17 protein-coding genes and 1 tRNA gene are annotated in these 19,700 nt (G+C 64.2%); 11 read left to right on the top strand and 7 right to left on the bottom strand.

The features are described 5' to 3' along the window. Nucleotides 1-239 precede the first annotated feature (239 nt). The gene (locus V5F78_RS13450) at nt 240-914 is read left to right on the top strand and encodes a GntR family transcriptional regulator (RefSeq protein ID WP_394071071.1); all 675 of its coding nucleotides are present in this window, start codon (nt 240-242) and stop codon (nt 912-914) included. Nucleotides 915-1,184: 270 nt separating this feature from the next. On the opposite strand, the gene V5F78_RS13445 is transcribed toward V5F78_RS13450, so the two are convergent. Further along, complete coding sequence (locus V5F78_RS13445; RefSeq protein ID WP_394071070.1) at nt 1,185-2,525, bottom strand: Nramp family divalent metal transporter; 1,341 nt, start codon at nt 2,523-2,525, stop codon at nt 1,185-1,187. A 325-nt stretch (nt 2,526-2,850) separates the two neighbouring features. Between V5F78_RS13445 and V5F78_RS13440 the strand changes: the two genes are divergently transcribed. From V5F78_RS13440 to V5F78_RS13430, 3 genes are all read left to right on the top strand, one after another. After that, nucleotides 2,851-4,488 carry a GMC family oxidoreductase gene (locus tag V5F78_RS13440; protein ID WP_394071069.1) on the top strand — a complete coding sequence of 546 codons (1,638 nt, stop codon included), beginning with the start codon at nt 2,851-2,853 and terminating at the stop codon, nt 4,486-4,488. Next, entirely contained in the window at nt 4,485-4,796 is a 312-nt protein-coding gene (locus V5F78_RS13435; RefSeq protein WP_394071068.1) for a hypothetical protein, read from the top strand. Before V5F78_RS13440 ends, V5F78_RS13435 begins: the two co-directional genes overlap by 4 nt. Before the next feature lie 233 nt (nt 4,797-5,029). Continuing rightward, nucleotides 5,030-5,106, top strand: a tRNA-Arg gene (locus V5F78_RS13430). A 504-nt stretch (nt 5,107-5,610) separates the two neighbouring features. On the opposite strand, the gene V5F78_RS13425 is transcribed toward V5F78_RS13430, so the two are convergent. Continuing rightward, nucleotides 5,611-6,831, bottom strand: a complete 1,221-nt coding sequence (locus V5F78_RS13425) for an ABC transporter substrate-binding protein (protein ID WP_394071067.1) — start codon at nt 6,829-6,831, stop codon at nt 5,611-5,613. 396 nt (nt 6,832-7,227) lie between these two features. Between V5F78_RS13425 and V5F78_RS13420 the strand changes: the two genes are divergently transcribed. The 7 genes from V5F78_RS13420 (at nt 7,228) to V5F78_RS13390 (ending at nt 14,251) form a co-directional block, all read left to right on the top strand. Next, the gene (locus V5F78_RS13420) at nt 7,228-8,409 is read left to right on the top strand and encodes an acyl-CoA dehydrogenase family protein (RefSeq protein ID WP_394071066.1); all 1,182 of its coding nucleotides are present in this window, start codon (nt 7,228-7,230) and stop codon (nt 8,407-8,409) included. Nucleotides 8,410-8,625: 216 nt separating this feature from the next. Further along, a complete protein-coding gene (locus V5F78_RS13415; protein ID WP_394071065.1) occupies nt 8,626-9,807 on the top strand; it encodes a thiolase family protein in 1,182 nt (393 codons plus the stop codon). A 20-nt stretch (nt 9,808-9,827) separates the two neighbouring features. Further along, the gene (locus tag V5F78_RS13410; RefSeq protein ID WP_394071064.1) at nt 9,828-10,592 is read left to right on the top strand and encodes an SDR family NAD(P)-dependent oxidoreductase; all 765 of its coding nucleotides are present in this window, start codon (nt 9,828-9,830) and stop codon (nt 10,590-10,592) included. Between the two features lie 19 nt (nt 10,593-10,611). Continuing rightward, nucleotides 10,612-11,364 (top strand): crotonase/enoyl-CoA hydratase family protein, encoded by a 753-nt coding sequence (locus V5F78_RS13405; RefSeq protein WP_509276233.1) that lies wholly within the window; start codon nt 10,612-10,614, stop codon nt 11,362-11,364. A 29-nt stretch (nt 11,365-11,393) separates the two neighbouring features. Next, complete coding sequence (locus V5F78_RS13400) at nt 11,394-12,107, top strand: SDR family NAD(P)-dependent oxidoreductase (RefSeq protein ID WP_394071062.1); 714 nt, start codon at nt 11,394-11,396, stop codon at nt 12,105-12,107. A gap of 85 nt (nt 12,108-12,192) precedes the next feature. Then, nucleotides 12,193-12,969 (top strand): enoyl-CoA hydratase/isomerase family protein, encoded by a 777-nt coding sequence (locus tag V5F78_RS13395; protein ID WP_394071061.1) that lies wholly within the window; start codon nt 12,193-12,195, stop codon nt 12,967-12,969. Nucleotides 12,970-13,066: 97 nt separating this feature from the next. Further along, entirely contained in the window at nt 13,067-14,251 is a 1,185-nt protein-coding gene (locus V5F78_RS13390) for an acetyl-CoA C-acyltransferase family protein (RefSeq protein WP_394071060.1), read from the top strand. Between the two features lie 130 nt (nt 14,252-14,381). Here V5F78_RS13390 and V5F78_RS13385 read toward each other — a convergent pair whose 3' ends face one another. From V5F78_RS13385 to V5F78_RS13365, 5 genes are all read right to left on the bottom strand, one after another. Further along, nucleotides 14,382-15,524 (bottom strand): acyl-CoA dehydrogenase family protein, encoded by a 1,143-nt coding sequence (locus V5F78_RS13385; RefSeq protein WP_394071059.1) that lies wholly within the window; start codon nt 15,522-15,524, stop codon nt 14,382-14,384. 17 nt (nt 15,525-15,541) lie between these two features. After that, complete coding sequence (locus V5F78_RS13380) at nt 15,542-16,597, bottom strand: acyl-CoA dehydrogenase family protein (protein ID WP_394071058.1); 1,056 nt, start codon at nt 16,595-16,597, stop codon at nt 15,542-15,544. A 120-nt stretch (nt 16,598-16,717) separates the two neighbouring features. Then, complete coding sequence (locus V5F78_RS13375) at nt 16,718-18,025, bottom strand: TRAP transporter large permease (RefSeq protein WP_394071057.1); 1,308 nt, start codon at nt 18,023-18,025, stop codon at nt 16,718-16,720. Between the two features lie 2 nt (nt 18,026-18,027). After that, entirely contained in the window at nt 18,028-18,558 is a 531-nt protein-coding gene (locus tag V5F78_RS13370) for a TRAP transporter small permease (protein ID WP_394071056.1), read from the bottom strand. Nucleotides 18,559-18,573: 15 nt separating this feature from the next. Then, entirely contained in the window at nt 18,574-19,674 is a 1,101-nt protein-coding gene (locus V5F78_RS13365) for a C4-dicarboxylate TRAP transporter substrate-binding protein (protein WP_394071055.1), read from the bottom strand. Between the last annotated feature and the right edge of the window lie 26 nt (nt 19,675-19,700).

The following is a 19,700-nucleotide window of genomic DNA, read 5'->3' as shown; positions in this document are numbered from 1 at the left end:
TGCGCCGCTGCCGCCGGCCCCGGCCGGTCGGATGCTTGGCGCGGAACGCACAGCCGCGCATCGGGGCGCGGTGCGCGCAGGCACGCTTGGGCCGGGGGCTTGAGCATCGGCGACCTTCCTGAATGGTGAGGGTATGAAAGCGCCGTCTGCATTTCCTGTCAACGATCTTGTATGCAAGATTTGACTAGCTGCATTTTTATCGCCTGCTAAACTCCTCTGATCATCGCGGGAGGCCGATCGTGCGGGGCGAGGCGACACCACGTTTGCGGGAAGCGCTGGAGGACGACATCGTCGCCGGCCGGCTGCGGCCGGGGCAGCGCCTGGACGAGGTGAGCCTCGCCGAGCGCTTCAACGTTTCGCGCACGCCGATCCGCGAGGCGCTGATCCAGCTCGCCTCCTCGGGCCTGGTGGAGATTCGCCCCCGGCGCGGTGCCTTCGTGCTGCTGCTCGGCCCGCGCGAGCTGATTGAATCCTTCGAGCTGATGGCGGAGATCGAGGCGGCCTGTGCCCGGCTCGCCGCCCGGCGCATGGGGGACGAGGACCGCGCGGCTTTGAAGAGCGCCCATGAGGCCTGTGCAGATGCGGTGCGCGCCGCCGACCCGGAGGCGTATTATCCCACCAACGCCGCCTTCCACGCCGCCATTTACGCCGCCACCGGCAATCGCGTGCTGGCGGCGGAGGCGCTGCGCCTGCAACGGCGGCTCCAGCCTTATCGGCGCCTGCAATTGCGGGTGCCGCGCCGCATGGATGCTTCGTTTGCCGAGCATGAGGCGATCCTTTCGGCGCTTCTGGCCGGCGAGGGCGACGTTGCCGCGCAGGCGCTGCGCGCCCATGTGCTGGTGCAGGGCGAGCGCTTCATGTCGCTGATCACCGCCTTGCAGGACGAGGCGGACGTGGTGGCGCGCGCGGGGTGAGCGGCGGGGAGCTGTGCTCGCGTCCCGGCCAAGTGGAACGCCGCAGGCGTGGAACGCGAGCCGGGATCCAGCGCAATAAAACAGCCGGAGGCGCTTCAAACCCGAAGGCGCGTTGCGCGTTCGCCGGCTGCGCCGAATTTTATCCTGGGTCCCGGCTCTGCGTTCCGGCTTCGCCGTCCCTGGTCCGGGACACGCAGGGGCTCGTCCGTGTGTGGTCTCGATACGTCCCGCGCTCCAGCCCGGTGGAATCACAGGCTGGTCCGCTATCCCTCAGGCGCCGGTGAAGAAATCCACCAGCAGCTTGATGTTGAGCGAGATCACCAGCAGGCCCGCCGCCGCCGCCAGGAACGTCTGCCAGCGCGGCGCCACGAACACGCCCATCTTGCGCTTGTCGCTGGTGAACATGACCAGCGGCACGATGGCGAACGGCAATTGCAGCGAGAGCACCACCTGGCTCAGGATCAGCAAGGAGGAGGCGCCGGTTTCCCCGTAGGCGATGGTGACCGCCGCCGCCGGCACGATGGCGATGCAGCGGGTGATCAGCCGCCGCAGCCAGGGTTCGAGGCGGATATGCAGGAACCCTTCCATCACCGCCTGTCCGGCGATGGTGGCGGTGACGGTGGAATTCAGCCCGCAGCACAAAAGCGCCACGGCGAACAGGGTGGGCGCGAGCGCGCTGCCCAAAAGCGGGTTCAGCAATTCGTGCGCCTTGCCGAGGTCCGCCACTTCCCCGCCCTGGCCGTGGAAGGCGGCGGCGGCGAGGATGAGGATGGAGGCATTGATGGTGAGCGCGAACATGAGCGCGAAGGTGGAATCCCAGGTCGCATAGCGGATCGCCTGGCGGATGCCGCTTTCCGTACCGTCGTGCTTGCGGGTCTGCACGATGGCCGAATGCAGGTAGAGATTATGCGGCATCACCGTCGCGCCGAGGATGCCGAGCGCGAGATAGAGCATGTCCGGATTGGTGATGATCTGCGTGGTCGGCGCGAAGCCGCGGATCACCTCGCCCCAATTGGGATCGGCCAAAGCGATCTGCACGCCGAAGCAGGCGGCGATGACGCCCAGCAGCCCCACCACCAGCGCCTCCACGAAGCGGAAGCCCAGCTTTTGCAGCCACAGGATGAGGAACACGTCCAGCGCGGTGATGATGACGCCGATTTCCAGCGGAATGCCGAACAGCAAATTGAGCCCGATGGCGGTGCCGATCACCTCCGCTAGGTCGGTGGCGCAGATCGCCGCCTCGGCGAGCGCCCACAGCACATAGGCGACCGGGCGGGGGAAGCTGTCGCGGCAGGCCTGGGCAAGGTCGCGCCCGCAGGCGACGCCGAGCCGCGAGCACAGCGCCTGGAGCAGGATGGCGATGAGATTGGACAGCAGCGCCACCGTAAGCAGCGCATAGCCGAAGCGCGAGCCGCCGGCGAGTGAGGTCGCCCAATTGCCGGGGTCCATATAGCCGGTGGCGACCAGATAGCCCGGCCCGAGGAAGGCGAACAGGCGCGCGAAACCCCGGCGCTTGGTGACGTCGATGGAGCCGTGCACGTCCGACAAAGCGGGATCGCCCCGCTCGCGCCGCCAGCCGTTCAAACCCGCCTGCCGTGAATGATCAAGCATGATGCCACCGCGCACCGGATGAGGGAACCCGCGCATTGCGCGCGTCGAGGAGCCTTCGTTCGACACACCGGCCCGACAGGTGCCGGACCATGCGATTGCGAATGAGTTGCATTATCCTGGCCTCCTTTCCGGCGCCTGTCAACTTTATTGCGAATAATTCGCAAGAGCTGCCCCGACCCCGACATTCATGCAAGAGACGGTCCGCAGTGCGCTGCGCGAAAGCGTCGCGCGGTCTTCTGCGCGGCCCCCTGCGCGACGAGGCCGCCCTTGCGGGCCGCGCGCCGCATCGCCAAAGTCCGTTCCAACAAAAGTGGGAGGGACCGCCATGGTGGCGCCGGGACGCCCGGATACGGGCGCGGATGCGTATGATTACATCGTTGTGGGCGCCGGATCGGCGGGCTGCGTGGTCGCAAACCGCCTCTCGGCGGACCCCAATGTGCGAGTCGCCATCGTCGAGGCCGGCGGCAAAGACGACTGGATCTGGTTTCACATCCCGGTGGGCTATCTGTTCGCCATTGGCAATCCGCGCGCGGACTGGTGCTTCAAGACCGAGCCCGAGGCCGGGCTGAACGGGCGCGTGCTCTCCTATCCGCGCGGCAAGACCATCGGCGGCTGCTCGGCCATCAATGCCATGATCTATATGCGCGGGCAGGCGGCCGATTACGACCATTGGCGCCAGCTCGGCCTGCCCGGCTGGGGCTGGGACGACGTGCTGCCGCTCTATAAGAAGCACGAGGACCATTTCCTCGGCCCCAACGCCCATCATGCGACAGGCGGGGAATGGCATGTCGAGTTTCCGCGCATCACGTGGCCGCTTCTCGACAAAGTGCGCGACGCGGCGGCGCAGGACGGCATCGCCGCCATCCCGGATTTCAATACCGGCGACAATGAGGGCTCCTGCTATTTCCACGTGAACCAGAAGCGCGGCCTGCGCTGGAGCGCGGCGCGCGGCTTCCTGAAGCCCGTGCTCAACCGGCCGAACCTCGATCTCATCACCGCCGGGCATGTGGAGAAGGTGCGCATCGAGAGCAATCGTGCCACCGGCGTCGTGCTGCGGACCCCGGGCGGCACGCGCACCCTGACCGCGAAACGCGAGGTGGTGCTGTGCGCCGGTGCGCTCGGTTCGCCGCAGGTGCTCATGCTCTCGGGCATCGGGCCGGGCGAACATCTCCAGGCCAACGGCATCGAAACCGTGCTGGACAAGCCCGGCGTCGGTTCAAACCTGCAGGACCATCTGCAATTGCGGCTGGTGTTCAAGGTTTCCGGCATCGGCACGCTCAACGAGCGCTACCATTCGCTGCTGGGGCGCGCGGGCATGGGGCTGGAATATGCCTTCCTGCGGCGCGGGCCGCTGACCATGGCGCCCTCGCAGCTCGGCATCTTCACCCGCTCGGATGCGACGCAGGACCGGGCGAACCTGGAATTCCACGTCCAGCCGCTCTCTCTCGACAAGTTCGGCGACCCGCTCCACCGCTTCCCCGCCTTCACCATGAGCGTGTGCAACCTGCGCCCCACCTCGCGCGGCACCATCCGCCTCAAGAATGCGGATGCCGTCACCGCGCCGGCGATCCAGCCGCAGTATCTCTCCACCGAGGAAGACCGTACGGTGGCGGCGGACTCGATCCGCGTCGCCCGCCGGATCGTCTCGCGCCCGGCGCTCGCGCCCTATCGGCCGGAAGAAATTCTGCCCGGCCCGGCGGTGGGGGATGATGACGCCTCGCTTGCGACGGCGGCGGGCAATGTGGGCACCACCATCTTCCATCCCGTGGGCACGGCGAAGATGGGCCTGCCCTCCGATCCCATGGCGGTGGTGGATGCGCGCCTGCGGGTGATCGGCATCGAGGGCCTGCGGGTGGTGGATGCCTCGATCATGCCGACCATTACCTCCGGCAACACCAATTCCCCGGCCATCATGATCGGCGAGAAGGGGGCCGCCATGATCTTGGAGGATGCGCACGCATGAGAGTCATTCCTTGCTTTGGCGCGGCCGCGCTCCTGGCGCTGGCGGCAGGCTCGGCGCACGCGTCCTCGCCAGCGGCCTGGGCCGAGCTGGACGGCAAGGCGCGCACGGCGTGCCTTGCGGCGAGCGGGCTTGCGAAGGCCCGTGTGGAAGGCGCACCGGTGATGTTCGCCGCCCATGTACTGGTGATGGTGAAAGGCCATTGGCCGCAGCCGCACATGAAGAACCGGGCCGCGACCTTCGCCTGCCTCTATGATTCGCGCGCCGGCACCGCCGAGGCGCAGGAATGGACCCCCGCCCCACCAAAATAACGCCGCCCGCGCCCTCCGTGGCCCGTTCGTCCGCGCCGGACCTTGCGCCCTTGCGCCCTTGGCCTGTTCCGCGCGTCGGTCCCGCACCCATGTCTCCCCTCGGGCCGGACGCCGCACTGTGCGGGCCTGGGCGATGCGCCCCTGGCGCGCGCCATGTGCACAAGGCACCGCCCGGTGCCCCCGGCGATTGTCAATCGGCGGGGGATGGGTTAGAGGAATCCCCCTCTGTACAAGCACCCGTAGCTCAGCTGGATAGAGCGCTGCCCTCCGAAGGCAGAGGTCAGGGGTTCGAATCCCTTCGGGTGCGCCACTGCAACCAAAAATTGCTTCGGCAATTGCGCGGCAGTCGCGCTTTTCCATCCTGTCGCTGGAAGCTATTGACCGCCTTGGCAAGATCGGGGCGCGGCTCGCGCCTGCATCCGAAACTCGTCTTCTCCAAAATTCGACGGTCTATGAGACGCTCGGCTCGCGAAGCCTGCTTCCGCGGCGGCCTATGAAGAGCACGGAAGTCGGCAGACGCCCGATGCCTCCCCGCCCCTCAAGAATCGTCATTCACAAGCACGAGATCCGCCCCCGCCTCTCTTCACTTCGAGCTGCTGTCCCTTCAACTCTCAACCACCTCTCCTTCCTTGGTGGGTGATATGAAAGCTCTTCGCTACGCACGCGTGGTGGGAAGCGGGCGTTGTATCACCGTCCTCAATGACGGTAGCGCCAGCAACTGGGCTGCTACCACGCTTCCAACGGGAACTGAGTTTCCGGATTTTGGCGCGCCCCCAATGACCTGGAAGCCTGGGTGGCTGCCCTCACTGCGGGCCTATCTTGCGACGAAAGGACATTTGCTTTCCGAAAGCGGATGGAAAGCTACGGCGGCAGGAACGACTTTGACGAGCTTCAGGTAGTCCCAAGGATATTTGGACTCGGCTGGCGACTTCACCTGCCAAACATACATGTCGTGTGTCATCATCCCATCTTCTCGCAGCGTGCCGTTTTCGGCGAACATGTCGTGGACCGGCAGCTCCCGCATCTTGGCGAGCACTGCCGCGGTGTCGTCGGTGCCAGCGGCCTTGACCGCGCGCAGATAGTGGCTGACCGCGGAGTAGAGGCCCGCATGAGCCATCGTCGGCATCATATTACGCTTCTCGAAGAAGCGCTTGGACCATGCGCGCGTTGCTTCGGTGCGATCCCAGTAGAAAGCATTCGTCAGATACATGCCCTGGGCGGTCTGAAGACCCAGGGCGTTGATGTCGCCGATGAATGCAAGAGCGCCCACCATTACCATTGACTTGTTGAGCCCGAATTCGACGGCCTGCTTGATTGAGTTGACCGTATCCGCTCCGGCGCTGGCGAATGCGATGACGTCGGCGCCCGAGCCCTGCGCCTTCAGCAAAAAGGATGAAAAATCGTTGGTTCCGAAGGGATGCAGCGATTCCCCGAGCAGCTTACCTCCCGCGTCGACGATGCCGATCTTTGCATCATCCCGCACGGAGCGACCACCCGCATAGTCCGCAGTGACGAAATACCATGATTTGTGTCCTTGCCGCGTCACAATATCGGCGGTAATACGCGATGTTGCATATGTATTATAGGTCCATTGGATCAGGTTAACCTGACAATCCTCTTGAGATAGGCTGTTTTGACCGGACGCCGTGGCGATGACCAACTTGTTCATTGTCGGTGCCAGCTTCGAGACGGCGAGCGAGACAGAGGCGCCGGCAATGTCCGCGACCATGTCGACGCCTTCCCATTCCATCCAGCGCCGGGCGGTCGCCGTCGCGACATCGGCCTTGCTCTGGTGATCAGCGCTGACCAGCGTGATCTTGAAGTTAGGCTGCTCAGTTGCGATGAAATCATCGATGGCCATCTGTGCGGCAAGCACCGAGCCAGGGCCGACGAGGTCCGCAAATACGCTGCTCATGTCGGTGAGAATGCCAATTTTCACCTCGAAACCAGCCGCGTTTGCTGGGCCGCTCAGCAGGCAGATTGTGGCAATCGGCGCGAGCAGATACCTCGAAATTCTAGACAAGGCACAATTCATCTTCCGACTCCTCAAGAACCCTGCCGATACGCGTCGTGAATGACCGGCAGGCGCGTCGTCCCTTTGGATATTCTTGATCGTTTTGGGGAAGCCTAACGAAGTCTCGGAATGAAACAAGCGAATTTGAATGTTTTTTGAAGAATCTTGAGCCCATCTCTCGCGGCTCGAGAAAGAAGCCTATCCGGTTGCTTCAGCGGCAAATCAAAAGCTAAATATGTTGATAAAATTCAATAAATTCAAGGGTGGCGCCGCGAGGCGTGTGGTCCGACGCGTGATCGTGGCGCCGCACAAAATGGATTGACATAAAAAAATCTATGTTGATTTATTAATGCAAGAGAGCGAGCAGATCGCCGGGGGGAAACGCCAAGAGCCCGCGCGAGCGGGAAAGGGTTTGTCATGCGTGCTTGGGATATCTGGGATCTGCCGTTCTTCGCGCCCTCACATCGCGATCTTGCCTCACGCCTGAAGGAATGGCAGGCGCAGTCGCAGGATGAGGGCGAGGGCGGGAGCCCCTATTTCGCCAGGGAGTGCCGCAGCTTTGCCCGGGAAATGGCTGAGTGGGGCTTCCTTGACTATGTCGTCCCGGCTCCGGGACGGGCCGCGAGCCAGCGTCTCGATGTGCGGGCCATCTGCCTGATCCGCGAGGCGCTGGCCTACAAGTCCGCCTTGGTTGACAGTGTATTCATCATTCAGGGTCTGGCGACGGCGCCCCTGTGGCAGGCCGGCACGGAGCGGCAGCGCCAGGACTATCTCGATCCCTGCCGACGCGGCGAGCGCATACCCGCGTTTGCGTTGACCGAGCCCGATGCCGGCTCCGACGTCGCCGCTGTCGCCACCACGGCGACGGCGGACGGTGACCATTATGTCCTCAACGGCGCGAAGACATGGATCACGAACGCCGGTGCCGCCGATTTCTATGTCGTCGTGGCTCGCACCGGCGAAGCGCCCGGGGCCCGCGGGCTTTCGATGTTCATCGTGGACGCGGACGTACCCGGCCTCACCGTGACGTCGCCGCTCCGGCTCGTCGCCGACCATCCTATCGCCGGCCTGCAGATTGAGGATTGCCGTGTTCCCAAAACGAACATGATTGGCAGCGCGGGTGCCGGCTTCAAGGCGGCGATGGCGACCTTCGATGTCTTTCGCCCGTCCGTTGGAGCCGCCGCCGTTGGGATGGCGCGGCGCGCCCTTGCGGAGACCCTGGAGCGGGTCGAGGCGAGACGCATGTTTGGCCATCGCATGGCGGAGCTGGAAACGATCCAAAGCCGTATCGCCGATATGGTGCTGGATCTCGAGAGCGCTGCGCTTCTGGTCTATCGCGCCGCGTGGGCCAAGGACACGCGAGAGGGGCGCCTGTCGCGCGAGTCGGCTTTGGCGAAGCTCGGGGCGACCGAGGCGGCGCAGCGCGTGATCGACAGCGCCGTTCAGCTGTTCGGCGGCCTCGGTGTGGCGCGGGGGAGCGTGGTCGAACGTCTCTATCGGGATATTCGTCCGATGCGCATCTACGAAGGTGCATCGGAAGTCCAGAAGCTCGTGATCGCGCGCAATACCATGTCCACCAAAGCCGCCAAGTCAGTGTGATGCGCTCCGACCCGCTCTTCCACCTGGACGGATCCGCGCCCTCGATCCGCCGAGCTGCAGCGGGTTGCAGCGATCTCGATCGGCGACTGCCGCGAAGTCCGACGGATCGGCGACGCCGTGCACGATGCCCCCGAGGCCGTCTGCGTCCTCTATGCCGATGCAACGGGCGCCCCTTCTGACGTCCTGCCCTTCTGACGAAATCGGAGACGTTTCAAAATGAACATACCCGTCATCGTGGATGCCCTGCGCACGCCGAGCGGTCGGGGCAAGCCCGGCGGAAGCCTGTCGTCGGTCCATCCCACCGACCTGCTGGCCCAGGTGCTGGCTGCCCTGGTCGAGCGCAACACCATTGATGCAGGCCGCATCGATGACGTGATCATCGGCTGCGTTTCTCAAGTGGGTGAGCAATCGGCGACACCGGGACGCATGGCTGTGCTCGCAGCCGGGTTTCCGACCCATGTCCCCGCGACCACCATCGATCGAAAGTGTGGGTCGAGCCAGCAGGCCGTTCATTTCGCGGCGCAAGGCATCATGGCCGGGGCTTACGACATCGTCATCGCGGGTGGTGTCGAGAGCATGAGCCGCGTCCCCATGGGCAGCGCCCGCATGGGGGCCGATCCTTTTGGTCCGGCCGTGACGAAGCGCTTTGCACCGGGGCTCGTTTCACAAGGCATAGCGGCGGAACTCGTCGCGGCGAAATGGGGGCTTACACGTTCCGATTGTGACACTTTTGCGGCTCGTTCCCAGGGGCTGGCGGCGGAAGCCCAGCGGAGTGGTGCCTTCGATGCGGAGATCCTGCCGGTCAGGACGCCGGACGGCATCACCGTGACGCACGACGAGGTCATCCGTGCGTCCACAACGGTCGACGGCCTGGCGCAGTTAAAGCCGTCCTTCGAGGACGCGTCGGTCAAGGAGCGCTTCCAGCAGATCAAATGGCAGGTGACGGCCGGCAACTCCTCGCAGATCACCGACGGGGCGGCAGCCCTGCTGATGATGAGCGAGAAGACGGCCCTGCGTCTGGGTCTCCGCCCGCGCGCCCGCGTCGTCGGCTTCGATGTCTATGGTGATGATCCGCTGCTCATGCTGACCGCGCCTATCCCCTCGACCCGCCGCATATTGGAACGATCGGGCCTGACCATCGACCAAATGGATCACGTGGAGGTGAACGAGGCGTTCGCGCCCGTGCCGCTGGCTTGGCACCGGGAGATCGGCGGTGATTTCGCGCGGCTCAACCCCCGCGGCGGCGCCATCGCCCTGGGCCACCCACTCGGCGCGTCCGGCGCGCGCGTCATGACCACCATGCTCCACGCTCTGGAACAGAATGGCGGACGCTTCGGCCTGCAGACCATGTGCGAGGCCGGTGGCATGGCCAATGCCACCATCATCGAACGCCTATAACGATCAAGAGGAGACGTCGCGTGAACATCGCGGGAAATTCAGCCGTCGTAACAGGTGGGGCCTCGGGCCTCGGGCTCGCTACGGCGGAACGGTTGGCCCGGCAGGGTGTCTTCGTCGTGATCGCCGATCTGCCCGGCTCGGCCGGGGCCCAGCACGCCGAGCGTCTTGGCCCGAACGTGCAGTTTGTTGCGGCCGACGTGACGGACAGCGAGCAGATGTCCGCGGTGTTCGATGCGGCGGCGGCACGCGCGCCGCTCCGAGCCGTTGTTCATTGCGCCGGTCGCGGCGGGGCGCTGCGCATTCTCGACAAGGAGGGTAATCCCGGCTCGCTCGAGCATTTTGAGGGGCTGATCCGTCTTAATCTGGTGGGCAGCTTCAACGTCCTGCGCCTCGCGGCCGCCCGCATGGCGCAGAACGACGTCGTGGACGGAGAGAGGGGGGTATTCATTCTCACCGCATCCGTCGCCGCGTATGAAGGTCAGATCGGCCAGATCCCTTATGCCTCCGCCAAGGCTGGTATTGTCGGAATGACCCTGGTTGCGGCCAGGGATCTGGCGGCCCGGCTCATCCGGGTCTGCACCATTGCTCCGGGCATTTTTGACACACCTATTCTGGCACGCCTGCCGGAGGACGTGCGGCGATCACTTGGAGCGCAGGTGCCGCATCCGGCACGGCTCGGGCGCCCCGAGGAGTTTGCCCTGCTGGCCTCGCAGATCATCGAGAATCCGATGCTGAACGGTGAGACCATCCGCTTGGATGGTGCCATCCGCATGGCCCCCCGCTGAGGTTGCTTCCATGGACGACGTGTTGTTCGAGGCGACTGATGGGGTCGCGGTCATCACCATCAATCGCCCCTCGGTCAAGAATGCAGTGAACCGGCGCACCGCGGAGGGCATCGCCGCTGCGATCGACCGGCTGGAGGGGAGCGCGGAACTGCGCATCGGCATTCTGACCGGCGCAGGTGGCGCATTCTGCGCGGGCATGGATCTGAAGGCGTTCCTTGCCGGTGAGATCCCCAAGGTGGAGGGGCGGGGCTTTGCCGGCCTCACCGAAGCCCTGCCGTCAAAGCCGTTGATTGCAGCGGTGGAAGGCTATGCCCTGGCGGGCGGCTTCGAGCTCGCGCTGGCCTGCGACCTGATCGTCGCCGCGAGAAACGCGCGCTTCGGCCTGCCGGAGGTCAAGAGGGGCCTCGTTGCCCGGGCCGGCGGTCTGATGCGCCTGCCGCGCCAGATGGCGCCCCGCCGGGCACTGGAGCTGTTACTGACGGGCGATTTCATCGGCGCCGAGGATGCCTATGCGACGGGGCTCATCAACCGGATCGCCGAGCCGGGAGAGGCACTCGCTTTGGCCCTGGAGTTGGCCAGAACCATCGCCGCCAACGGTCCGCTGGCCGTAGCAGCCACGTTGCAGGTGTTCAGGCGTCAGGCCGACTGGCCGTCGACGGAGATATTTGCGCGCCAGGCCGAATTCACCGATCCGGTGTTCGTTTCCGAGGACGCAAGGGAAGGCGCGGCCGCGTTCGCCGAACGGCGGGCACCCCGCTGGCGCGGCCGGTGAAAGCAGAAAGAAAGGGAGCACGTTCAGATATGCAACAAGAAACTGTGGTTGTGACGGGAGTAAGCCGAGGCATCGGCAGCGCGATCGCGGCACGCTGCGCCGCGGACGGATACCGTGTGATCGGCGTTGCTCGCACCCGCCCCGCCAATTTCGACGGAATATTCCGGCCGGTCGATCTGGCCGAGCCCAGCGCGAAGCAGGCGTTCCTCGATATCGCCGAGGAATTCGCGCCAACGCGGTTCGTGGCCAACGCCGGATTCGTCGACGCGAAGCGGCTGGAGGCCATAACGGACGACGGTTTCGAGCGGACGATCCGCGTCAATCTGCAGTCCGTAGTCTGGGGCATGCAGGCCCTATCCCAGCCCATGAGAGCGGCGAAATTCGGCCGTGTGGTGATGATCGGCAGCCGGGCTGCCTTGGGGAAAGTGGAACGCGCTTCCTACTCCGCATCCAAGGCGGCGTTATCGGGTCTCGCGCGGTCCACGGCGCTCGAATTGGCGTCGGACGGCATCACCGTCAACGTGGTTTCGCCCGGCCCCATCGAGACCGAAATGTTCGCCGCACTCCAGCCAAAGGGATCCGAAATCCGCGAGCGGTTCATGGCCAACGTGCCGCTGCAGCGGGTTGGCCGGCCGGAGGAGGTCGCCGCGGCCGTCGCGTTTTTCCTTTCGGTCGACGGCGGCTTCACCACCGGCCAGACACTTTATGTCTGCGGCGGGCTCAGCCTTGGTTCGACATCGTGAGGCCTTGGGTTGCGGCAAGCGGCTCGGACGTGGGCATCCACGCCCGACGGGCGAAGCCCACCCGAAGCACCATGGAGCAGATCTCGTGAGCGAGCACTTGAAGTTCAGTATCGAGGACGGCATCGCCACGATCCTGCTTGACCGGCAGGAACGCATGAATGCCTTTACCTTCGAGATGATCGCGGCCTGGACCGAAGCACTCCAGCAGTGCCGCACCGATCCCGCGATCAAGGTGGTGGTCGTCACAGGCGGCGGCTCGGCCTTCTGCAGCGGCGGCGACATCATGGAGATGGCCGACCGGCTCGACCAGGAGCCGGCCCAACGCAAGGCGGAGCTGTTCGAGAAGATCCAGCGCATTCCTCTCACGCTGGAGGACCTAGACAAGCCCGTGATCGCGGCCGTGAACGGTGTGGCGACCGGCGCAGGCCTCGACCTCGCCCTGATGTGCGATTTGCGCTACGCGGCGAAGAGCGCACGGTTCGCCGAGACCTACATAAAGATCGGCCTCGTGCCCGGCGCCGGTGGGGCGCATTTCCTGCCCCGCATCGTGGGGACGGCCAAGGCACTTGAGCTGTTCTTCACCGCGGACTTCGTGGATGCCGACGAGGCGCTACGCATCGGCATGGTCAACAAGGTGATCGACGACCACAGGCTCATGGAAGAGGTCATGGCCATCGCCCGCAAGATCGCCAAGGCGCCGGAACTTCCTCTGCGCTTCATCAAGCGGGCGATCTACCAGGGCCTGCGCAACGACTTGAGGACAAATCTCGACCTCATCTCGTCCCACTATGCGGTGGTCACGTCCACCCAGGAGCACAAGGCCGCCGTCGACCGCTTCATCTCCGGCCGCGCCAAGGCCTGAGGCACGCGGCCCGGGGACGATGGTCGCGGAGACGACATCCGCCGCTTTGCCTTGGGATCGTGGCGTTGCCCCACAAGATACTGGAAGGAGCTAATCCATGAGCCAGACCGAGGTCGTCTTCCTTTCCGGCGCGCGCACGCCGATCGGCAGCTTCGGCGGGGCGCTGAAGGAGGTGCCCCCCACTGTCCTCGGCGCCCATGTCGCAAGGGCGGCTATCGCCCGCGCCGGCATCGCACCTCAGGAGGTGGGTCACACCGTGTTTGGCAACGTGATCCACACCGAGCCGCGGGACATGTACATCTCCCGCGTGGTCGCCATGGAGGCGGGGGTGCCCAAGGAATCTCCCGCAATGACTGTGAACCGCCTTTGCGGCTCGGGCCTCCAGGCGATCATCAGCGCGGCCCAGGTCATCATGCTCGGCGATGCTTCCATCGCACTCGCGGGGGGAGCTGAGAGCATGAGCCGCGCCGGCTATCTCCTGCCGGAAGCCCGCTGGGGCCAGCGCATGGGCGGCGCCCAGGCGGTAGACATGATGGTAGGCGTACTCACCGATCCCTTCGGCCACGGTCATATGGGCGTGACCGCCGAAAACGTGGCCGAGCGCTACCAGATCTCCCGCGAGGCGCAGGATCAGGCCGCGGTGGAGAGCCACCGCCGGGCGGCGCGGGCGACGGCCGAAGGCCGCTTCACGGAGCAGATCGCACCCATCGAGGTTACCACCCGCAAGGGCACCGCCACCTTCGACACGGACGAACATTTTCGCGCCGACACGAGCCTCGCCGAGATGGCGAAGCTCAGGCCCATCTTCAAGAAAGACGGCACGGTGACGGCCGGTAATGCCTCAGGCATCAATGACGGAGCGGCTGCCATCCTCCTCGCCGAAGCCGGCGCAGCTCGAGCGCGCGGGCTTACGCCCATAGCCAGGCTCGTCTCCTACGGGCTTTCCGGGGTCGATCCTTCCGAGATGGGCATGGGGCCGGTTCCCGCGGTCCAAATAGCGCTGAAGAAGGCAGGGCTTTCGGTGGAAGACCTCGACCTGATCGAATCCAATGAGGCGTTCGCCGCCCAGGCTTGCGCCGTGTCCGAGGCCCTTGGCTTCGATCCGGAGAAGGTGAATCCGAACGGCGGTGCCATCGCGCTCGGCCATCCGGTTGGGGCGACGGGCGCCGTCCTGACCGTCAAGGCTCTTTACGACCTGCACCGGACCGGCAAGCGCTATGGCCTCGTCACCATGTGCATCGGCGGCGGTCAGGGCATCGCTATGATCGTGGAGCGTATGTAGGGACAGACTGCGAAAAGAAGGGAGATGGCCTCGCCGGGAGAGACCATCTCCCGGTCGACGGGCACTTCGGAAGAATGCGGTGTCGGCCGCTATGCTCCCCAGGCCCTCGTTCGGTCGCCGGGGGCGATGGTCACCGCAGCCCGAGACCGCGGGCGATGATCCCCCGCAGGATTTCCCGAGTGCCACCGCGCAGGGAGAAGGACGGCGCCGCGAGCATGGTGTAGGCGAGCACGTTTAGGAAGCGATGCTGCGATTCAAGGGACGCCTCGCAGGCCACCAGCCGGCGGGCGATTTCGGGGATCTCCTGCTCGAAAAGAGCACCGAGGTCCTTCACCACGGCGGCTTCGAACTGCGGGTCCTGTCCAGCCTGGAGCATGCCGGCCACCGAGGTGGACAGGCGCCGGAGCACGACGAGATGGGCCATGAGGCGGCCCACCTGCTCGCGGGCAATATCCGACGGATCTTCGCTCAACACCCGCACCAGCGCCTTGAGCAGTTCGAAGGAGGAAAGGAAACGTTCCGGCCCACTACGTTCGAACGCGAGTTCGCCCATTACCTGCTTCCAGCCGTCGCCGGGTTGCCCGACAATGCTGTCGGCTGGCAGGAAGACGTCCTCGAAATGCACCTCATTGAAGTGATGCGCGCCTGAAATGTCGAGGACCGGCCGGATGGTGATCCCTGGCGTCGCAAGGTCCACAACGAACTGCGACAACCCCTCGTGACGCTCTCCAGGTTCCGTGCGGGCGAGTAGGATCATGTAATGGGCATGGTGAGCGTAGGTGGTCCAGAGCTTGGTGCCCGTCACGCGAAAGCCGTCTTCCACTGGCTCGGCGCGGGTGCGCGCCGCAGCGAGATCCGAGCCCGAATTGGGCTCGCTCATGCCTATGCAGAAGAAGCACTCGCCCCGCGAGATGCGGGGGAGGATCTTCTGACGCTGCGCCTCGGTGCCATAGCGCAGGAGCAGCGGTCCGCTCTGGCGGTCGGCGATCCAGTGGGCGGCCACCGGAGCCCCGGCGGCGAGCATCTCCTCCAGGACCACATAGCGGTGCAGGGCCGTGGACTCGTGGCCGCCATAGGCCCTCGGCCAAGTCATAGCGATCCAGCCGCGTGCCCCCATCTTACGGCTGAAATCCGCGTCGAATCCCATCCAAGATTGGGCACGCTCGAGCGGCCCGCGATCCTTGAGCTCGATGGCGAGGAATTCCCGCACCTCGGCGCGCAACGTTTCGGCACTCGCGGGCAGGACAGCGGCGGGATAGCTGAAGTATGACATCGATCGATCCGTGAGATTCAAGCGGCGGTGACGAAAGGCCAGAGGCCATCCGCATCCTGGCGCAGCACTTGGGCGCCGAGGGCGCGGCTCCATTCCGCTTCGCCGCCGAACTCGTCGCGCCACGCCCAGAGGCGCCTGGTGTAGAAGTGCAGCATGTGCTCGTGGGAAAAGCCCATGGCGCCGTGCAGTTGATGGGCGAGGCCGGCCGCGATCCCGGCGGCCTCGCCGCTCCGGATTTTCGCGGCGGCGACACGTACGAAGCTGAGGGACCCCGCCAGCGCTTCGGCCGCGAGATCGGCTGCGCCACCTGCCGCAGCCACCTGACCGGCGAGGACCGCCATGGACTGTTGCACCGCCTGGAATTTTGAGAGGGTGCGGCCGAACTGCACACGCTCGCCAACGTAGCCCGCCGTCAGCTCGAGCACGCGATCGAGAGCACCGGCGAGAGCCAGGCTCCGGAGCGCGGCTCCCATCAACTTCAACTCGCTCGTTCCGACGCTGGCAGGCGCCACTTGCTCAGGGGACAGGCGAAGGTCGAAGGTAAGGTTGTCACGCGCCTCGAGGGCGAGATTGGTTCCCCGCGCGACCGTGCACTGGGCGGTCTCGGCGAGCGCCACCAATCGTTCGCCCCCGACGTCTCCCACCACCGCCAGGGCGCCTGCGAAGCGTCCCCAAGGTACGCGCTCCGCCTCCCCGGAAAGATGCCAGCCGTCACCCGCGCGCCGCAGCGCAAGGCCGGAACCGCCACCTGCCGCCGCAACCGTTAGTGGGCCGGAGGGTGGCACGAGGCCGGCTTCCGCCAGAAGGCGAGCGGCGAGCATGGTCTCGGCCAAGGGCAGCGGCGCAGCGTGATAACCCAAGAGCCGCACGAGGTTGGCGGCCGTGACCCCATCCAATCCAACGCCACCGGCGTGTTCCGGGATCATGGCGTGCGTCAGGCCCGCCTCTTCCACCGCGTTCCAGAGAGACTTGGGGAGGGCCCCGGCTTCCGCATCCACCAGCACGTGATGATCAATATGGTCGCGAAACAGCCGCGTGGCAGTTTCGGCGACAATCGCGTTTACGTCTTCCATTGTCGGTTCCATGTCCGCCCCCGGACGCGGGGAAAGGTGGCCAACCCATGCCTGAAGGTGCAAGCCTCAAGGCATGGGGACGATGCGCGCCTTCGCCAGCGAGCCGGGCGCCGAAATCAGTCAGCGTATTGCGTTTGGCAGAACCAAGCTGATCGATGGGAAGGCGATGAGCAGCCCCGTGATTACCACCTCCGCCGCAAGAAACAGAAAGGCGCCCTTGAAGATGGTTTCCACTTTGACCTGATCTCCCATCACGCCCTTGACAACATAGATATTGAGGCCGACTGGCGGGGTTAGGAGGCCGATTTCAATGAGCTTCACGATCAGAACACCCATCCAGATCAAGTTCAGATCCAGCGCCTCGAACATCGGCAACAAGACAGGCAAGGTGACGAGCATGATTCCGATTGGGTCGAGGAACATGCCGAGGATCAGATAGAGAATGATGGTAAAGGCCAGCACCGACGACGCCGATACCGAATGATCCACCACCCAGCCCCCCATGGCCTGCGGCATTCCACTGAGCGCCAGAAACTTCGCGAGCAAAGACGCGCCCACCGCGATGATCATGATGATGACCGTGCTGCTGGTGGCATCGCCGATGCTGTCGCGCAGCATCCGGAAGGTCAGGTTGCCTCGAAAGGCACATATGACCAGTGCACAGGCGGAGCCTATCGCCCCAGCCTCGGTGGCGGTGGCGATGCCGCTATACATGCTGCCGATGACGATCGATATCAGCACAGGTATCGGCCAGATGGCGATGAGCGCCCGCACTTTCTCCGCCTCGGTGGGACGATAGGTGAGCTGGGGCGCCAGGGCCGGGTTCATCTTCACCCTTGCGATGATGAAGATCGAATAGATCACTGCGGTTAGAATTCCCGGAAGGATACCCGCGATGAGCAGTAACTTTATAGGTTGTCCTGTGTACCACCCGTAGATGATGAAGGCGATCGACGGCGGAATCATTGCTCCAATCGTTCCTGCAGCCGCAACGACACCTGTCGCAAGGCCAGGGTCATAATTGCTCTTCAACATCTCCGGCACGGCGATTCTGGCCATGGCCGCGGAGGTCGCCACGCTGGATCCCGACGCGGCAGCGAACATGGCGCAGGCAAAATTAGCAGCTAGTGCAAGCCCTCCGGGCAGGCGACCCATCCAGAGCCGACAGGCATCGAACAGACTGGCAGTCAGGCCACCGTTGAAGGCGATGCTCCCCATGAGCAGGAACATGGGGATGGCGGAAAGCGACCAATGGGCGGCGAAATCGTAGGGAAGTTTGGCGACCGTGGTCCAGACAGTGTCGAAGCCGCGCAGGATTCCGATTCCGGTCATCGCGCTCGCGATCAACGCGAGCGCGATGGGGATGCGGATAACGAGCAGCAACAGCAATAGCCCGAGCACGAGGACGGCTACGGTGATTGACGACATGCTCAGAGCTCCGCTGACGGACCGTGCTGAAGGAAACGGCTTGCTCCATGTCCCGTGAGGGTGCGCAGAGCGACGCAGAAGGCGCCCAGGGCAGCGACGGCAAAGCCGATCGACACCATCCACCGGCTGGGCCAGATCGGCAGGTCATAATAGACGAGGTCAAGAAACTCGTTCCGTCTCGTCATGTCATAGGCATATATGGCACTGCTCACGGAAATTGCGCCGAAGGCAGCGACCGTTGCTACGCGGGCAACAAAGTCCATAAATTGCTGCGCACGCTGTGGAAGCCGCTGAGTGAAAACCTCGACGAACACCTGCTCGCCCCTCAGTTCGATCAAGCCGAGCGGCAGGAAACACGCTGCCACCATGTAGTAGCTCGAAACGATCTCCACGGTGCCGGTGAGCGGGGTTGAGCTTAGATTGCGTATCGCAACGTCGAGGCAGATGTGTACCATCATGAGGAATATGATAAGGCCTCCCAAAGCACCGCACGCTTTGATGATACCTTGTACGACACGGATCAGAAGGCGCATCGGTCCATCCTCCCGTCAAAACTTGGTCTTGTCGTAGATTTCACTTTTCAACATCGCCGCGAAAGCATCAACGTCGACAGGTCCGTCGCCGATCTTATCGTTCCACTTCTTCACCAATCCGGTGAAGATTGCCACGCTTTCGTCGGGGTTCTGGATCCCACGCTTGCGCGCATCGGTAAGCGCCGTGGCCCGTCCTTCGGTACGCGCGGCTGCAATAGACTGGCGTAGGTCCTCCCCGGCGTCCCGATACTTAATGCCCTTCGCCTCAGCTGCGGCGCGCGCGTCCGCATTCGCCTTTTCATAGACGGCGGCCAGCTTTGCTATGAACATCGGCATTTCGGCGATGAGCAGATCGCGATCCGCTTTCGGAAGGCTTTTCCAAACATCGCGATTGATCACGAAGCTGTGGTAACCGTGATAGGTCCCGATGGGATAGTCGATCACTGTACTGACCACGTCGTAAAGCCCGTAGTCGGTCAGGGCGCTGTCTGGAGCAACGGCGCAGTCGAGCTGTCCACGTTCCAGGCCCTCATAGACATCGTTGAATGGAATATTGACGGAGGAGGCCTTCCATGAGGCAACCAGCCTCGTCCAGGGGCCGGCAGCTTTTATTTTTTTGCCAGCAAGATCACTGAGTGTCGCGACTTTCGGCTTGCAGAGAAGCTTGTAGGATCCAGTCGAGTGATGTCCAAGATTTATGACGTTGAGCTTCTCAAGATCCGACTTGCAGCCGGGACAATTCAAAAGCGCGTATTCGGTCATGGCCGCCGACATTACGAAGGCGTTCGTGCCTTCGAGTGCGAGGTTCGATCCGATTACCGTATTCGGCAGGTCGCCTGGGACATAGACGTCGGTGACGAGGCCGGCGTCAATGAGACCGTCACTGATCACCGAGAGTGTTGCCTTGCCCGACGCCACGCTTCCACCCGATTGTACGATCAAGCCGAGTGAACCTTTTGACTTTTCCTTCAGGAGGCCGCCGAGTTTCTCGGTGACCTGCACCGCTCCGTGGGTGCTCGGTTGATAGGTGTTGTATTGCAGATCACGGGCGGATGCAGCCGAAATAGATAGAATTCCGGAAAGCAAAACGACGCCAATGGCGGTCCTATTTTTCATCATTTCCTCCCATTATATATTTTTGT

The sequence above is a fragment of the Roseixanthobacter glucoisosaccharinicivorans genome, from assembly GCF_043195095.2.
Taxonomy (GTDB): Bacteria; Pseudomonadota; Alphaproteobacteria; order Rhizobiales; family Xanthobacteraceae; genus NCEH01.
The sequence above is the reverse complement of the archived record's forward strand: the minus strand, read 5'-3'. Positions and strand labels throughout refer to the sequence as shown.

Excerpts from the sequence above, each read along its gene's own strand:
- V5F78_RS13440 (WP_394071069.1), top strand. The coding sequence starts at position 2,851 with ATGGTGGCGCCGGGACGCCCGGATACGGGCGCGGATGCGTATGATTAC.
- V5F78_RS13390 (WP_394071060.1), top strand. The coding sequence starts at position 13,067 with ATGAGCCAGACCGAGGTCGTCTTCCTTTCCGGCGCGCGCACGCCGATC.
- V5F78_RS13415 (WP_394071065.1), top strand. The coding sequence starts at position 8,626 with ATGAACATACCCGTCATCGTGGATGCCCTGCGCACGCCGAGCGGTCGG.
- V5F78_RS13370 (WP_394071056.1), bottom strand. The coding sequence starts at position 18,558 with ATGCGCCTTCTGATCCGTGTCGTACAAGGTATCATCAAAGCGTGCGGT.
- V5F78_RS13375 (WP_394071057.1), bottom strand. The coding sequence starts at position 18,025 with ATGTCGTCAATCACCGTAGCCGTCCTCGTGCTCGGGCTATTGCTGTTG.
- V5F78_RS13380 (WP_394071058.1), bottom strand. The coding sequence starts at position 16,597 with ATGGAAGACGTAAACGCGATTGTCGCCGAAACTGCCACGCGGCTGTTT.
- V5F78_RS13420 (WP_394071066.1), top strand. The coding sequence starts at position 7,228 with ATGCGTGCTTGGGATATCTGGGATCTGCCGTTCTTCGCGCCCTCACAT.
- V5F78_RS13365 (WP_394071055.1), bottom strand. The coding sequence starts at position 19,674 with ATGAAAAATAGGACCGCCATTGGCGTCGTTTTGCTTTCCGGAATTCTA.
- V5F78_RS13425 (WP_394071067.1), bottom strand. The coding sequence starts at position 6,831 with ATGAATTGTGCCTTGTCTAGAATTTCGAGGTATCTGCTCGCGCCGATT.
- V5F78_RS13400 (WP_394071062.1), top strand. The coding sequence starts at position 11,394 with ATGCAACAAGAAACTGTGGTTGTGACGGGAGTAAGCCGAGGCATCGGC.
- V5F78_RS13435 (WP_394071068.1), top strand. The coding sequence starts at position 4,485 with ATGAGAGTCATTCCTTGCTTTGGCGCGGCCGCGCTCCTGGCGCTGGCG.
- V5F78_RS13445 (WP_394071070.1), bottom strand. The coding sequence starts at position 2,525 with ATGCTTGATCATTCACGGCAGGCGGGTTTGAACGGCTGGCGGCGCGAG.
- V5F78_RS13385 (WP_394071059.1), bottom strand. The coding sequence starts at position 15,524 with ATGTCATACTTCAGCTATCCCGCCGCTGTCCTGCCCGCGAGTGCCGAA.